At 38.0% G+C, this 13,800-nt stretch carries 13 protein-coding genes; 7 read left to right on the top strand and 6 right to left on the bottom strand.

Annotation, left to right across the window (positions count from 1 at the left end; all coding sequences use genetic code 11):
- Nucleotides 1-7: 7 nt before the first annotated feature.
- Nucleotides 8-664: a succinate dehydrogenase cytochrome b subunit gene (locus tag RIB54_RS10810; protein WP_350100920.1), complete on the bottom strand. Its 657-nt coding sequence runs from the start codon at nucleotides 662-664 to the stop codon at nucleotides 8-10.
- Nucleotides 665-1,149: 485 nt separating this feature from the next.
- Here RIB54_RS10810 and RIB54_RS10805 point away from each other — a divergent pair, with 485 nt between their 5' ends.
- Complete coding sequence (locus RIB54_RS10805) at nucleotides 1,150-2,385, top strand: M48 family metallopeptidase (RefSeq protein ID WP_350100918.1); 1,236 nt, start codon at nucleotides 1,150-1,152, stop codon at nucleotides 2,383-2,385.
- Here RIB54_RS10805 and RIB54_RS10800 read toward each other — a convergent pair.
- Nucleotides 2,371-4,812, bottom strand: a complete 2,442-nt coding sequence (locus RIB54_RS10800; protein WP_350100917.1) for a YfhO family protein — start codon at nucleotides 4,810-4,812, stop codon at nucleotides 2,371-2,373. The genes RIB54_RS10805 and RIB54_RS10800 overlap by 15 nt on opposite strands.
- Before the next feature lie 151 nt (nucleotides 4,813-4,963).
- Here RIB54_RS10800 and RIB54_RS10795 point away from each other — a divergent pair, with 151 nt between their 5' ends.
- The 4 genes from RIB54_RS10795 to RIB54_RS10780 are packed head-to-tail and all read left to right on the top strand — an operon-like array spanning nucleotide 4,964 to nucleotide 10,284.
- Nucleotides 4,964-5,530 (top strand): RNA polymerase sigma factor, encoded by a 567-nt coding sequence (locus tag RIB54_RS10795; RefSeq protein WP_350100916.1) that lies wholly within the window; start codon nucleotides 4,964-4,966, stop codon nucleotides 5,528-5,530.
- A complete protein-coding gene (locus RIB54_RS10790; protein WP_350100915.1) occupies nucleotides 5,530-6,276 on the top strand; it encodes an energy transducer TonB in 747 nt (248 codons plus the stop codon). The genes RIB54_RS10795 and RIB54_RS10790 overlap by 1 nt, the downstream gene beginning before the upstream one ends.
- Before the next feature lie 16 nt (nucleotides 6,277-6,292).
- Entirely contained in the window at nucleotides 6,293-8,686 is a 2,394-nt protein-coding gene (locus RIB54_RS10785) for a T9SS type B sorting domain-containing protein (protein ID WP_350100914.1), read from the top strand.
- The gene (locus tag RIB54_RS10780) at nucleotides 8,683-10,284 is read left to right on the top strand and encodes a PorP/SprF family type IX secretion system membrane protein (protein ID WP_350100913.1); all 1,602 of its coding nucleotides are present in this window, start codon (nucleotides 8,683-8,685) and stop codon (nucleotides 10,282-10,284) included. The genes RIB54_RS10785 and RIB54_RS10780 overlap by 4 nt, the downstream gene beginning before the upstream one ends.
- Here RIB54_RS10780 and RIB54_RS10775 read toward each other — a convergent pair.
- Nucleotides 10,259-11,014 (bottom strand): sulfite exporter TauE/SafE family protein, encoded by a 756-nt coding sequence (locus RIB54_RS10775; RefSeq protein ID WP_350100912.1) that lies wholly within the window; start codon nucleotides 11,012-11,014, stop codon nucleotides 10,259-10,261. The two genes, RIB54_RS10780 and RIB54_RS10775, sit on opposite strands and share 26 nt — an antisense overlap.
- A gap of 1 nt (nucleotide 11,015) precedes the next feature.
- Complete coding sequence (gene moaA, locus RIB54_RS10770; protein ID WP_350100911.1) at nucleotides 11,016-11,993, bottom strand: GTP 3',8-cyclase MoaA; 978 nt, start codon at nucleotides 11,991-11,993, stop codon at nucleotides 11,016-11,018.
- A 115-nt stretch (nucleotides 11,994-12,108) separates the two neighbouring features.
- Here moaA and RIB54_RS10765 point away from each other — a divergent pair, with 115 nt between their 5' ends.
- Nucleotides 12,109-12,348, top strand: a complete 240-nt coding sequence (locus tag RIB54_RS10765; RefSeq protein ID WP_350100910.1) for a MoaD/ThiS family protein — start codon at nucleotides 12,109-12,111, stop codon at nucleotides 12,346-12,348.
- A gap of 1 nt (nucleotide 12,349) precedes the next feature.
- Nucleotides 12,350-12,760: a molybdenum cofactor biosynthesis protein MoaE gene (locus RIB54_RS10760; RefSeq protein ID WP_350100909.1), complete on the top strand. Its 411-nt coding sequence runs from the start codon at nucleotides 12,350-12,352 to the stop codon at nucleotides 12,758-12,760.
- Here the strand turns inward: RIB54_RS10760 and mobA are convergent.
- Both mobA and moaC read right to left on the bottom strand, forming a co-directional pair.
- On the bottom strand, nucleotides 12,751-13,326 hold the full coding sequence (gene mobA, locus RIB54_RS10755; protein ID WP_350100908.1) for a molybdenum cofactor guanylyltransferase: 576 nt from the start codon (nucleotides 13,324-13,326) through the stop codon (nucleotides 12,751-12,753). The genes RIB54_RS10760 and mobA overlap by 10 nt on opposite strands.
- Nucleotides 13,307-13,786: a cyclic pyranopterin monophosphate synthase MoaC gene (gene moaC, locus RIB54_RS10750; RefSeq protein ID WP_350100907.1), complete on the bottom strand. Its 480-nt coding sequence runs from the start codon at nucleotides 13,784-13,786 to the stop codon at nucleotides 13,307-13,309. Before moaC ends, mobA begins: the two co-directional genes overlap by 20 nt.
- Nucleotides 13,787-13,800: the final 14 nt, after the last annotated feature.

Raw genomic sequence — 13,800 nt, 5'->3', positions numbered from 1 at the left:
ATTTCGATTATTTTAAATACATAATTATTGGAATGCATGCGAATAATGCAGGAATTATTATTGCAATCGCATATCCAACAGTTTTAATCATTGGTGTATATTTTGGGTGATTTAACCCTAATGTCTGAAATGCACTTTTAAATCCATGATACAAATGGAACATTAAAGCAAGCATTGAAACGGTGTAAAGAAGGACATAGAGAATGTTGCCAAAAGCAAAATCTACAACAGCATAAAGGTCATTGTAAACTTCTCCTTCATAAGTAGCTGTAGGTATGTCTCCCCAGTGCATCTCATACCAGAAGTTTTTCATATGGATAACCAAGAAGATCAGAATAACTGTCCCCAGTATTCCCATATTTCTCGAACTCCATGAACTGCTTACATTACCAGGATTAACAGCGTAACTCACTGGTCTTGAACTCCTATTCATGACAGTAAGCAGTAATGCCCAAACAATGTGAACAACAAAAGTGGTGTAAAGTAAATAAGAGGTTGTTTTGATAAAAGGGTTCGTGGTCATGAATTTGGCATAGATGTTAAATGACTTGCCACCATCATCAGCTAAAAGCTGCAAATTTCCCGATAAATGAACGATCAAAAAGGTTATTAGAAACAATCCTGTCAAAGCCATAAGGACTTTTTTTCCAATTGTACTTGACATTGCGTTTGTGAACCAACTCATATGATTTCGAATGATTAAATGTATAACAATGAGACGGAGTCAAAGTTACATGCGAAACCAATATCAAACAATCTGAATTATTATTTTAAAAGATTCTAAATAGTGTTTGAGGTAAAAAGCTGACGTTTGCGAAAAGAAAGCTGATTAAACAAAAAATTTAAAAGAAAAGCTCAATGAACAAAACTATTACACCAACTGTGAACATAAAGTAACAAAGCATTAAATCATTTTTCATCAGTTTATTGATGTTGGTTGATATCGTTTTCATGATCTTCTTCATTTCGTGTGACAAAGCCATTTGCAAGCAAGGTGCCAAATAATGGAAAATGCTTGAATGTATTAAAATCAGCGTTTTCCACTTACTACTCTTGGGAATAAGTATCAAAATGGGAACGATTCTTAATTTTAGAGAAATTCAGATCCTTGTTTGATATTGATTAGATTTGCGATTTAAAAATAGATACATGGCTTCACAAACGATACTATATTTGATTCTCGGTATTATTACTTTCAGCTACTTGCTTAATCAGCTACTTGATTATCTGAATTTGAAGTCAAGAAAATCTGAACTGCCTGATGATATTAAGTCATTTTATAGTGAAGAGAAGTATGCCAAAGCACAGGAATATCATAAAACGCTTAGCAATTTCTGTTTTTTGACTTCTGCATTTAGTTTTGCAGGTTCATTTGCTATTTTATATTTCGGTGGGTTCGGTTATCTAGATCAGTTGCTAAGACCAATGGTTGGTGAGGGCATTGCATTATCTCTAACTTACTTTGGCGTGCTCTTTCTATCGTCTGATATTTTGAATCTTCCGTTTTCTATCTACTCCACCTTTGTTATAGAGGAGCGTTTTGGCTTTAACAAAACCACTCCAAAGACATTTATTGTAGATAAATTAAAGGGATATGTCCTGACAATCATTGTTGGGGGTTTACTGATTGGCAGCTTGCTTTATTTGATTAATAATATTGGAGAGTCATTTTGGCTATATTTCTGGGCAATTGCGAGTGTATTTATTCTGTTTGTTAATATGTTTTACACTTCATTGATTCTGCCATTATTTAACAAACTAACACCTCTTGAGGATGGTGAATTAAAAACAGCCATCGAAGATTACAGCGAAAAGATTGACTTCCCACTTGACAATATTTATGTTATTGACGGCTCTAAACGATCTAATAAAGCCAATGCGTTTTTCTCCGGTATTGGTAAGCGCAAGAAGATTGTTTTATATGACACATTGATAAATAATCATTCTATTGAAGAGCTGGTAGCTGTACTTGCTCATGAAGTAGGACACTTCAAGAAAAAGCATATCATCTATGGTTTTGCTATTTCTATTCTGCAAATAGGGCTGATGTTATTCATTATGTCGCAGATGATATACAGTGAGGCCGTATCACAAGCATTGGGAGGACAACAGTTGGCTATTCATTTAAATTTATTGGCTTTTGGAATTTTGTATTCACCCATTTCAATGATCAGCAGCATATTAGGCAATATACTTAGCAGGAAGAATGAATTTGAAGCCGATGCTTATGCAAAACAAACCTACAATCCAAAGGCCTTGCAGGAAGCTTTAAAGAAATTATCAGTAGATAATCTTAGTAATCTATATCCACACCCTGCCTACGTATTCTTACATTATTCGCATCCTCCGCTATTGCAGAGGCTGAATGAATTAGGAAAGGCCTGATTTGAGTGAATAGCCGACCGTACCAATAACAACTATCAGTAGTAAAATACAGGATATGAGTGTGATCGTGTTGCCAGTAGCATACACTTTAGGTTTGAACTCAAACACGATGGTGTGTTTACCTTTAGGAATTTCTAATGCTCTTAATATAAAGTTGGCTCTCAATATATCTGTTTCAGCTCCATCAATGGTGGCCACCCAACCCCCAGGGTAATAGATTTCTGAGAATACGGCCAAACTGTTTGCGTAAACGCTGGCCTCATAAGTGAGTTTATTGGGAGCGTAGTTTGTAAGTACTACAGAACCAGAGTCCAGGCTAGTTATGCTTTTAAGTTTAAATTTGCTCTGGTCAATTACTGCCGTAGCTGCCAAGTCAGAACTACAAGTTTGTTGGAGTTCAGTATCCGCATCGTCAACAAGCTTTATGGTATTTACCAGCCAGGCGTTGCCTAGTGCATATTCATTTTTTATAAAGTCATTTTTACCAGGCCCGAAAGTGAGGTACTTGGCATTGAGCATATTAATGGCATCGTACGAGCTAAAGTCTAAATTGCCATTTTGAATGCCGCTGATCATCGTGCTGCGCTGGCCTTCGATACAATTCGTATAAAAATCCTGATACCTTCTCATTTTAGCACCATGATATCCGCCCAATGAACTGTGGTGGTATGAAGTGCGAGCCTCACTCATAGCATCGCCCTGAAGGTTGTAAACACGGTAAGTAGACTTGTCTTTAGAGATTTCTTTATCGGCCTCCGTTGGTAAGAAGAATGACCTGTCGGCTGATCTTTTATAATTGTCCTTGCCGAAGTGCCGGTTATCTACCATGACCACATCTATAAGAATTAAAACGGATATCCCGATAGACAAAATAACACCAGACACTTTCTGCTTCAGGTATGCCCAGACAAGTCCCCCCGCTAAAAGAATGAATATCAATGATCTAAAGGCATCTCCACGCATGAGAGCTTCTCTATCTGATTGAAGGGCTTTCAAAAACCATAACGGCAGCTGTGATTCGCCTGTTTTTGTAAAAGAGGCCATTCCAGCAAGCATTACCACTAGCAGACACAGCCCTCCTGAAGCAGCCAAAGAAATGAAAAACTTCTTTTGTACTTCCTTATTCCATTCAGCACTTAGTAGTTTTTCCAATCCAATAAAACCCAATAGCGGCATGGCTACAAAAGCCATTACCATTGTGAATGTCACCGACCTGAATTTGTTGTAGCCAGGGAAATAGTCGAACATGAAATAGTTGAGGGACTTAAAACTGTCTCCCAGACTCAGTAAAATTCCGAGGCCTGTAACCAAACTTAGCCAAATGACATATTTCTTAGGAGCGAATAATAACCCGATCACAAAAAAGAAACATACAATGGCTCCTATATAATATGGTGCAGGCGGTTTATCACCCCAAAAAGATGCCGAGTATCTGGCGAGTTGATTGGCTACTTGCTGATCGCCTGCATTTTGCAATGCGCTTAAAGTTTCACTGTCTTCATCCTGAACAAAATAATGCCCATAGGTTCCTCCAAGAAAATTAGGGATTAGCAATGTCATAGGCCCCCAAGTGTCATTGCTGTACTGAAAAGCATAATCTTTATCTAAGCCACTTTTTTCACCAGCCGATTGCTGTTGTGTTAACTCCGATTTACCTCTAATAGAATGCTTACCATATTCATAAGTCGTCCAGAACTCACCTATAAAGGTGCCCAAGCCAATGAGCACAGCAATAATTAAAAGCGCCATGGTCTTACCAAAATCAACTAAGGTTTTAGCTTTAACGGCTTCAATAAGTTGAACCAATCCATAAATCAGAATAATAAGAAGTAGATAATAGGTTATTTGAAGGTGATTTTCCCTGAAGTGCAAGGCCATTGCGAGAGCCGTTACACCTGTGCCTAACCATTTCTTGTTAGTAAAAGCCAAATGAACGCCTGCCAGTATCATTGGCATAAAAGCCACAGCCCCAATTCTTGAGTTATGACCTGCTCCCAAACCAATGATCATGTACGTAGATAACCCAAAGGCTAATGCTCCACCTATGGCCAAATAAGGCCTCACTTTAAATGAAAGTAGCAGAATGTAAAAGCTGACTAATGCTAAAAATATATTTTTAACAGGGTGGGGAAGGAACAGAGATAAAGCACTTTTGAAACCACTAACAATTCCATCATTCCAGTTGACACTTATTAAGTAGGCCGGCATTCCCCCAAACATCGAATTAGTCCAAAGAGCTTCTTCGCCTGTCTGCTCTCTAAACTCTATTACCTCCTGAGCACTGGCCTTCCATTGGTTGATATCTCCCTGCTCAAGGGTTTTGTTGTCAAAGAAAAAGGGATTAAAGAAAGCTACCGTGGTAATCAGGAATACAAGAACAGCAATTATGTGTGGCAGTATATTTTTAACAAAATTGATGGATTTCATAGCACTTAGTTAGTAAGTAGATGCAAATAAGAAAAGAATGTAATGGAATAAAAAATGTAATTAAAGTGAATAATCAGAAAATAATGTCACTTCAAATGTTTCTTTTTTACACTTTGTCCATTTATAATGATGAAATTAAGTTGAAAACGAATTGGACGAACTTATAACATATTCTAAACAATTGATTCTGGAACAATCGGAAGAGCTGATAATAGAGGAATGCAAGCGCAATCCCAGAAGGTTTGAACCGCTATATAATAAATACTATAAGCCCATTTTCAGGTTAGTGTTAGGTCGCATTGGAGATAAGGATCTCACTGCAGATTTAGTCTCCAATGTTTTTTTTAAGGTACTTCAGAGTCTTCATAAGTTTCAGTTCAAAGGTCTCTCTATTTATTCATGGTTATATAGAATAGCGCTTAATGAGTGCAATGAACATTTTAGAAAAGCGGGAAGTAAAAGGGTGATTGTTCTTGATCAAACCCATTATGAAGTGTTAACAGAAGAAATGGCCATTTTCGATGATGGGCATAAAGAAGCATTGAAAAATGGGCTGAGCAAACTGAAGGAAGTTGAATTGCAGATAATTGAACTTAGGTTTTTTGAATCCTTATCATTTAAGGATATCGCAGATGTCCTGGGGATTACTGAAGGCAATAGTAAAGTAAAACTGTACCGTGCTGTCGAGAAGTTGAAAAAATTAATGAAAGTATCGTGATGCGTAAAATTGAATTTTTAAATAAGGATATCAAGGTTTCTGACAAAGAGATAGAATCTTTTATGGACTTTGATGCAGTACTGGATAAGTCCAGAGGGCAAAGCCTGAACAATCAGGTGGTAAAAACTTTAACCAAAAGGTTTGTTTATGTTCTGGGCGCTCTAGCTCTTATAGGCATCTCTTATTGGTTTTATGATTCCACAGACAACAAGGATTCAACAATAATTAATGAACCTGAACTGAATGAACCTTTGGAGCAAGCCAGAAATGAAGTGCCTCAAAGCAAATTGATTATGCCAGTGGATACGCTAAGCGTTAGCGAGGCGGAAGTTCCGAAACCTGTTAAAGAAAGTGAAGGTAACGTGACAATTAAGAAACCGGCACAAAAGCCAGTGCCATCTGAAAAAGCTACTGCAAAACAAGGTGATGACCAACTATCACAGTTTGCCTATGTAGATGCAGAACCTGTTGATGGTATTGAGAATCTGTATGAATACTTTGATCTGAACCTCAAGTATCCTGTAGAGGCTTTGACAGATTCTATTGAAGGATCGGTAGTTGTGAGGTTTACTGTTACAGAAGAAGGTAAAATTGATAATATAATTATTCAGAAATCCCTTGGTGATGCTTTTGATATTGAGGCGATCAGACTCATTGAAAATATGCCTCCATGGAAGCCTGCCACGGTAAATCAAATACCGATAAGTAGTAAGTTAAGTGTCCCACTACATTTTAGGGTGAAATAAAACTTTAAACCACATCATGAAAAAAATAATACTCTTTATATGTCTTGCCTGGCAAGTCTTGGCATTACATGCTCAAACATTTGAGGTGAAGGATAGCATATACCTTGATTCAACCAGAATCATGTCATTTCGTTCGCTTGACCTGAACAATGATGCCTTAACAGATCTCTTAATGGTTCTGCAAAATGGAGGGCAATATCAAATGATTTTTAAAGAAGGTGAGGCTGATAATGTTGATACTTTACAATTAGGTTCAATAGTAAGCCCATTGTTCCATATTGCCGATTTAGATAACAATACCCGACTGGATATTATATTTCATGGACTGCTGTCAGGGGATACAGTTTCAATGGTCTCTTATCAAGAAGACGTATTGCAGTTTAGTTCGCCTGTTTTAATTGACAGCCTTACTTATCAAAAGATGGATGTTCTTGATATAGATTCTGACGGATTTAAGGAGTTAATTTATTCTGATAAGGAGGGGAAACTGCATGTTAAAAGGAGCGACTCTATCAGTTGGGTTGACTTTAATTCGGACATTGATTTTGATGTAAAAGAATGGATGCTTCTTGATAAGAATAACAACGGCCTTGCAGATCTAATTAGGTCACATGATGGTAAGGTCTTCTGTCATCCATGGGTTGATAATAAATGGAGTGATGAGGATAGTGTGATTTTTGAAGGGGATATCAGACACTTATCTCATGGTGATGTTGACAGTGATGGAGTGAATGACATAGCCATGTATGGAACAAAGAATCAGACAGACTATTATTTATGGGCAGTTACAGACTCCACTACTTTTGAAATCCCTCAGCCTGAACTAATAAGCCTAGAAGTTTATATGCATGATTTTACGACAGATGGTGCAGCAGATATATTGATAGCAGGTCTTAAGGGTGATAGTACATCGTATCTGGATCTTTTTGTAAATACCCAAGGCGTTTGGGGTAGTGATTCATCAGACTATGATATCAGTTTTAACCATTTGATTGTAAATGATTTGGATTATGATGGCGACCTGGACCTTGTAGCGAGCAGTGGGCTTTCAGAAATTAAGATACTTGATAATATTACCGAGGAGAAAAATATAGGGCCTTCAGTTGTGACTAATCACTTTGCTTTTGTCAATGGGCGCAGAGTAATTATCAGGTGGGACGGAGCATCAGATGATTTTACAGACTCTTTAAGCCTTACTTATGATGTGGCTATTGGCGATGACCTTACCAATGCAAAATATCTTGGGCCAAACTTTGATCTTTCTAATTTTTATAGACTTTATTCTTCCAAAGGGAACAGTGGTCTTAAAAATGAAATCGGTATAAATCGCGATTTTGACAATGGCCTTTATTTTTATTGTATTCAATCCATTGACAATGCTCTTTACTTTCTAGGAAATGGGGCGGGACCACCAGTAGCAGTAGGACAGTTCGTAATATGTGAAGAAAACGTAGCAGAAACTAAGTATGCCTGTGAAGATGAGGTTATAGAAATAATTACAGAGTCTCCTGTGGCCTATTACTCTGAATTAAAAGGTTACTTAGGACTTACTGATACTTTGATTTATGAAGTAAGTGAACCTGATCTAATAATGACCGGCCAGCAGGGCGAAGTTGACTGTTCAGCACAGAAATCCTACAAAATTGAAATTCTGGATACCTCTGACTTGCTTGAGCAGGACTTTATCACCTCTTGTATTGGAGATGAGGTTATAGTCTCTATAGAAGACCAGTTTGATAGTGTTCAATGGTATTTCAATGGAAATCTGGTTTCAGAATCCCCTGATTATCAATTCACTGCAAGTGAAAATGGTCTGATCAAATTGAACGTTAGCCGGGGTACATGTATGCAAGCAGATTCTTTAGAGCTGATATTGGGAAATCCGGTCATAAAAATGCCAGTCACATTAACAATTTTTAAAGGTGAATCGGTAGTGCTCAACGCTACCGCCAACAACTATGAAACTGTAAAATGGACTCCCGCAGCAGGATTAGACGATGATGAGGTTTTAAGCCCTATGGCCTCTCCATTAACTACAACTTCTTATCAATTAACTGTAGAAGATTCTCTGGGCTGCGTGGCGCAAGGTACTGTTCAAGTTATTGTTATTGAGCAAGGCTGGATTCCAGATTTGTTTACACCTAATGATGATGGCAATAATGACAATTTATTGATCTATGGGTTGGAGGATGCTACAGAAGTAAGGCTGGAAATTTTCAACAGATCAGGAAATAAAGTCTTTGAGGATAGCAATCTCCAAAATCTTAAGCAAAAGGGTTGGGATGGTACAAGTTCAGGACAAAAACAGCCTAATGGACTGTACTTCTGGAAAGTGACAGGAAGAAATGCTGATGGTAGTGAATTAAAGTTAAATGGTAAAACAGACGGTGTTATCTATTTGATGAGATGAGAATAGTTATACTCACATCATTGCTAATGGCCACAGCTACCATATCTTATGGGCAGTACTTTCAGTTTTCGCAATATAATTTTGCCCAAGCTAGAGTAAACCCTACTAATGGGGCAACATCTGATTATGCTAAGGCATCACTATTATACCGAAATCAAAAAGTAGCCGATAATTTTAACATTCAAAGCACCTTCTTATCGGCTCATTATCCTATTAGATGGAAAACTGGACCAAGACTAGCCGCAGGTGTATATCTCCTTGATGACAGGGCGGGTACTGCCGGTATTTTTAGAACTACGCAACTTGGAATCAACTTCGCTGCTGCAGTTGCTCTTTCAAACAATCAGCTGATTAGTTTAGGTGTCAAAACCGACTGGAATAATAGAAAGGTTTCTTTTGATAACCTGAATACAGGCTCGCAGTTTATCCCTGATCGTGGATTTACAGGAGGTGGCTCTGGAGAGCTCCTGGATCAGGTAAGTCATAACTATTTTTCATGGAATTCCGGGCTTAGGTGGGTGCAGAAAGATGATGATGATCATGAGTTAGCAAGTTTTGGTGTAGCCATGTACGACATCAATAGGCCTGATGAGGCACTTTTAGATCAGCCGGCAAAATTGGATCCCACCTGGGTAATGGATATGAAGTACACCGTTTATGATGGTATGACTTTTAGAATTACCCCTGATGTATTAGTTACCAATTCTGCCGGTAATGCAAATATTATGTTAGGAGGTTTAACAAGTTATAAGATTGATCCATCTAACAAATTAAATGGTATGCTTAGTCTGATTACAAGGATTAACGTATCCGGGTATTTCGTAGCGGGACTTCAATTTGAAAATAACAAAACCGCATTTGGCCTTTCATATGATGTTCCTTGGGGTAGTCAGGTTGGAAATTTAGGAGCTTTGGAACTGGGAGCAACTTTAAAGAAGTACATTGAACCTTTGAGTAGCAATAAAAAGGTTCGTAAGTCTAAGTATGCACGAAGAAGGGCTAAGTTTAAGAAGCAACAGGCTAAAAGGAAGGAGAAGGCACTTGCTCGCTTGAAGAAGAATAACAAGACCGAACCTAAAGATAAGCAAGTAGTGAAAATGGATGACCTTAACGTTCAGCCAGATCTGGATTCTGTTCAGTCTGTGGCAGAAGTAAATACTGAAACAGATGATTTGAATGAAAATGAAAATGCCGAAGGTAATGCTCAAGCCGGAGAGTTGAGCAGGTTCCCATTTGAAGAGCCTATTTTCTTTGATTTCAAATTTGGCTTTAATGCAGTATCACTTGCTAAGTCTGATAAAGAAACTCTTAACGACCTTGTACTACTATTGATTCAAAATGAAGCGTTTACCGTAGAAATTATTGGCCATACCGATGATAAAGGTTCGGCAGAATACAATCAGCAACTATCAGAAAATAGAGCAGCTGCCGTGAGTCAATATCTAATGAAGAGTGGAATAGAAGAAGACAGAATTACATATTTAGGAAAAGGCGAAGAAGATCCAACTGTTCCTAATGACTCAGAGGAAAACAGGGCAACTAACAGAAGAGTTGAATTTGTGATCCACAAAATCAAAACCCAAACAAATGATCATTAAGGATTTTCAAACTTGCAATTAGTATCAATACCGCTGTAGTTCTTTGTACAGTGGTATTTGAGAATTTAAGTACTGCTAACCTTGAGCCAATCTGCCCGCCAAGCAATACTGCAATTAGCAACGGCCATGACCAATTGAGGTCGAGATAGGGAGGATGCTGCATCCATTGGCCTACCAGTCCGGCAATGGAATTTACCAGGATAAAAAAACTTGCAATGGCGGCTATTTTTTTCGCTTTATTCCAGTTCATAAGGTTCAGAACAGGGGACAGAAATATTCCGCCTCCAATACCCACCATTCCTGATATTAAGCCGATAATACCACCAACTCCAGCGGCTACAGCTCCAGTGCGCTCAACAATACTGTGCTGTTCTTTGTGTGTACGCTTAATCCATAGTAGGATGGAGGCAAGCAATAATGTGAAGCCTAAAGTAATGAAGATGAACTTTGATGACAATGGCAGATATCCTCCAATAAATGCCAATGGAACACTTGCCAATACCAATGGCAATGACCTTTTGATATTCAAATAGCCTTCCTGATAAAAAATATAAGTCCCTCCTGATACTACTATGATATTGCACATCAGTGCTGTAGATCGTAAAATAAATAAATCCACACCAGCAAGCACCAGTAAAGCCAGATAGCTTGACCCACCACCAAAGCCAACTGAAGAGTAAAAAATGGCAATTAAGAAAAAGAATAAAGCGAGTAAAAAGGGATTTTCCATACTATCCACCTATGCTTGACATTGATTCAAAGGTTGATTTATCTCTATTAGCCTCAGCGAGATGCCCATCTTTATGTTTATTGAGTATAGCAGTCTGCAGTGCTGCTGCTATATCTCTGTCACCACTTCCATCCCTCAAAAGTGTTCTTAAATTAAGTCCGCCACCATCATAAAGACAGTTTTTCATGATACCTTCCGGGGTAATTCTAATTCTGTTGCAGGTACCACAAAAGCTACGGGTGTAGGCAGCAATAATCCCTAAATTGCCTTTGCTTCCAGGTATTTTATAATGATATGCCGTGCTATTTTCAGGATCTTGAATCTTGCTAAGCTCTCCAAATTTCGAACTTAAAATATCAAGTATTTCCTGGTAACTTATTAATCCGTGATCTTCATTACTACCATTGAAAGGCATCTCTTCAATAAATCTTACAGATATTGGGTGGCTCAGGCTTAACTCAGCCATTTCTACAATATCATCCTCATTCTTTCCCTTCATGGCCACCATATTGACTTTTAGCGGGATGTTGTGGTAAAGTATAGCATTGAAGGTACTCATCACATTAGTAAACTCATCCCTTCTTGTTATTTCTAAAAACCTGGCTTCATCCAATGTGTCAAGACTAAGGTTTATGGAGCTGATATTTATGCTTTTTAGCTGATCAAGGTACTGTTCCGTAAGCACCCCATTGGTTGTGATGTGTAGCTCATTAAGCTTAGTATTTTTTCTTAAGTTGGTTAAAAAATGAATAAGGTCTCTTCTTACAAATGGTTCGCCACCAGTAATTCTTATTTTTGTAACGCCTTCATCTGTAAGTATTTTAGACAGCCTTTCCATTTCTTCATAGGTAAGCAAGTCCTTTCTTGGAAGGAAATGCATGGCGTTTTCAGGCATGCAATAGAAGCACCTTAAATTGCACCTGTCAGTGACTGCAATTCTAGCATAGGTAATCTGGCGCCCGAATTTATCTATCAACATACACAACGAATATAGTTAATTGCAGACTTTTTAGTTGATATTTTTCTTTAAAAGGGAAATGATATATTACAACTGTATGCTATTCTACTTAAATTTAAACCTTAACATTTAGACTATGGAATTGAATGTGTTGTTGTTTGGGGTTACCAAAGACATCATTGGGGGCTCAACTACCTCAGTGACACTTGAGGACTCCAGTGTGCTCGGACTAAAAAGTAAACTGTTTGATGATTACCCTAAACTCAAGGGGCTAAACTCATTGTTGATTGCTGTTAACAATGAATATGCAGATGATGATTTGATTATAAAGTCTTCTGATGAAGTGGCGATAATCCCTCCTGTAAGTGGTGGTTGATATGGTAGAGATTACAGAAAGCATACTTGACACCAGCAAGGTGATTAATTCGGTAATGGATCCTGGTTGTGGAGGACTTAATGTATTTATTGGCAATGTCAGAAATAATACGAAAGGTAAAAAAGTGATCCACCTTGAATTTGAGGCATATTATGAAATGGCCATAAATGAGCTTCAAAAGATTGTTGATGAAGCTAAATCAGTGTTCAATGTTAGTAAAATGGCCATTGTTCATAGAACAGGAAAGGTAGAAATAGGAGAGGCCGCAGTGGTTATTGCTGTTGCTGCACCTCATAGAGATGCAGCCTTCAAAGCTTGCAGGTTCGCTATTGATACCTTAAAGCAAACAGTTCCTATCTGGAAAAAAGAAGTCTTCGAAGATGGCGAGGTTTGGGTTTCTGCTCACCCTTGATTATCCTGATAAGATTTTAATTCATCAGGGGTATTTATATTCTTCAATGCTTCTGAGCTAGCTTTTAGCACCTTAGTTTTTACCAGTCTTAAGAATTGCCTTGGGCTATCTCCTTTGAATTTATTAAGCTCTTCAATGCAACTTGACTCCCAAATAGCAAACAATGGATTGATACGGCCATCCGAGTCACTATAATAAACGGCATCTAAATCCGAATTCCTGGAATTGATCAACTGAAGAATAAGCTCATCATTTATACCAGGCATATCACATGGAACAGTTAGTATAGATTTATTGACAACTTTAAAGGCAGACCTTATTCCTTCAAGCGGGCCTGCATTATCATTTACATCTTTTATTAAAGGAAATGAGGATTCTATTGTTGTTGGCTGCTGAGCATTACAAGACAAATAGACTTTGCTGCAATACTTTGAAAGTAGCTGAAAGAGATATTGATATTGAGGAATATCATGATATGAAATTTGACTTTTGTCCTTACCCATGCGTTGGCTATTGCCACCCATGAGGACTATTCCTATCAGGTCACTATTTTTCCTGGTAGTCACTTTTACCACCCGTTTTAGAAATCAACCTCGTGTTGGAAATGACTATTTCATGAGACATGGCCTTACACATATCATATACTGTCAGTGCAGCCACCGAAGCACCAGTAAGTGCTTCCATTTCTACTCCCGTCTTTCCAATAGTGGTAGCTGTGCATGTTATCTCAATTACTTTATTAATGATTTCGACATGTACCTTACAGTTTGACAGGTTGAGCTGATGGCAAAAAGGGATCAACTCTGAGGTTTTTTTTGCTGCCATTACACCAGCTATAATACTGGTATGAAAAACAGGCCCTTTTTTGGTGCTAATCTCCCCATCCTTCAAGAGCCCAAGTATTTCGTCATTTACACGCACCTCACTTTTAGCAACGGCAGTCCTTAATGTTTCATTTTTACCGGAAACATCCACCATGGTTGGGTTGCCTTCTCCATCGATATGCGTTAATTTGTTATCACTCATATAGATCAAAATTA

It is taken from the genome of Fulvivirga sp. (assembly GCF_040218215.1).
In the GTDB taxonomy this organism is placed as follows: domain Bacteria; phylum Bacteroidota; class Bacteroidia; order Cytophagales; family Cyclobacteriaceae; genus Fulvivirga.
This window is presented reverse-complemented; position numbering and strand designations above follow the sequence as displayed.

Excerpts from the sequence above, each read along its gene's own strand:
- RIB54_RS10810 (WP_350100920.1), bottom strand. The coding sequence starts at position 664 with ATGTCAAGTACAATTGGAAAAAAAGTCCTTATGGCTTTGACAGGATTG.
- RIB54_RS10805 (WP_350100918.1), top strand. The coding sequence starts at position 1,150 with ATGGCTTCACAAACGATACTATATTTGATTCTCGGTATTATTACTTTC.
- RIB54_RS10800 (WP_350100917.1), bottom strand. The coding sequence starts at position 4,812 with ATGAAATCCATCAATTTTGTTAAAAATATACTGCCACACATAATTGCT.
- RIB54_RS10790 (WP_350100915.1), top strand. The coding sequence starts at position 5,530 with ATGCGTAAAATTGAATTTTTAAATAAGGATATCAAGGTTTCTGACAAA.
- RIB54_RS10785 (WP_350100914.1), top strand. The coding sequence starts at position 6,293 with ATGAAAAAAATAATACTCTTTATATGTCTTGCCTGGCAAGTCTTGGCA.
- RIB54_RS10780 (WP_350100913.1), top strand. The coding sequence starts at position 8,683 with ATGAGAATAGTTATACTCACATCATTGCTAATGGCCACAGCTACCATA.
- RIB54_RS10775 (WP_350100912.1), bottom strand. The coding sequence starts at position 11,014 with ATGGAAAATCCCTTTTTACTCGCTTTATTCTTTTTCTTAATTGCCATT.
- moaA (WP_350100911.1), bottom strand. The coding sequence starts at position 11,993 with ATGTTGATAGATAAATTCGGGCGCCAGATTACCTATGCTAGAATTGCA.
- RIB54_RS10765 (WP_350100910.1), top strand. The coding sequence starts at position 12,109 with ATGGAATTGAATGTGTTGTTGTTTGGGGTTACCAAAGACATCATTGGG.
- RIB54_RS10760 (WP_350100909.1), top strand. The coding sequence starts at position 12,350 with ATGGTAGAGATTACAGAAAGCATACTTGACACCAGCAAGGTGATTAAT.
- moaC (WP_350100907.1), bottom strand. The coding sequence starts at position 13,786 with ATGAGTGATAACAAATTAACGCATATCGATGGAGAAGGCAACCCAACC.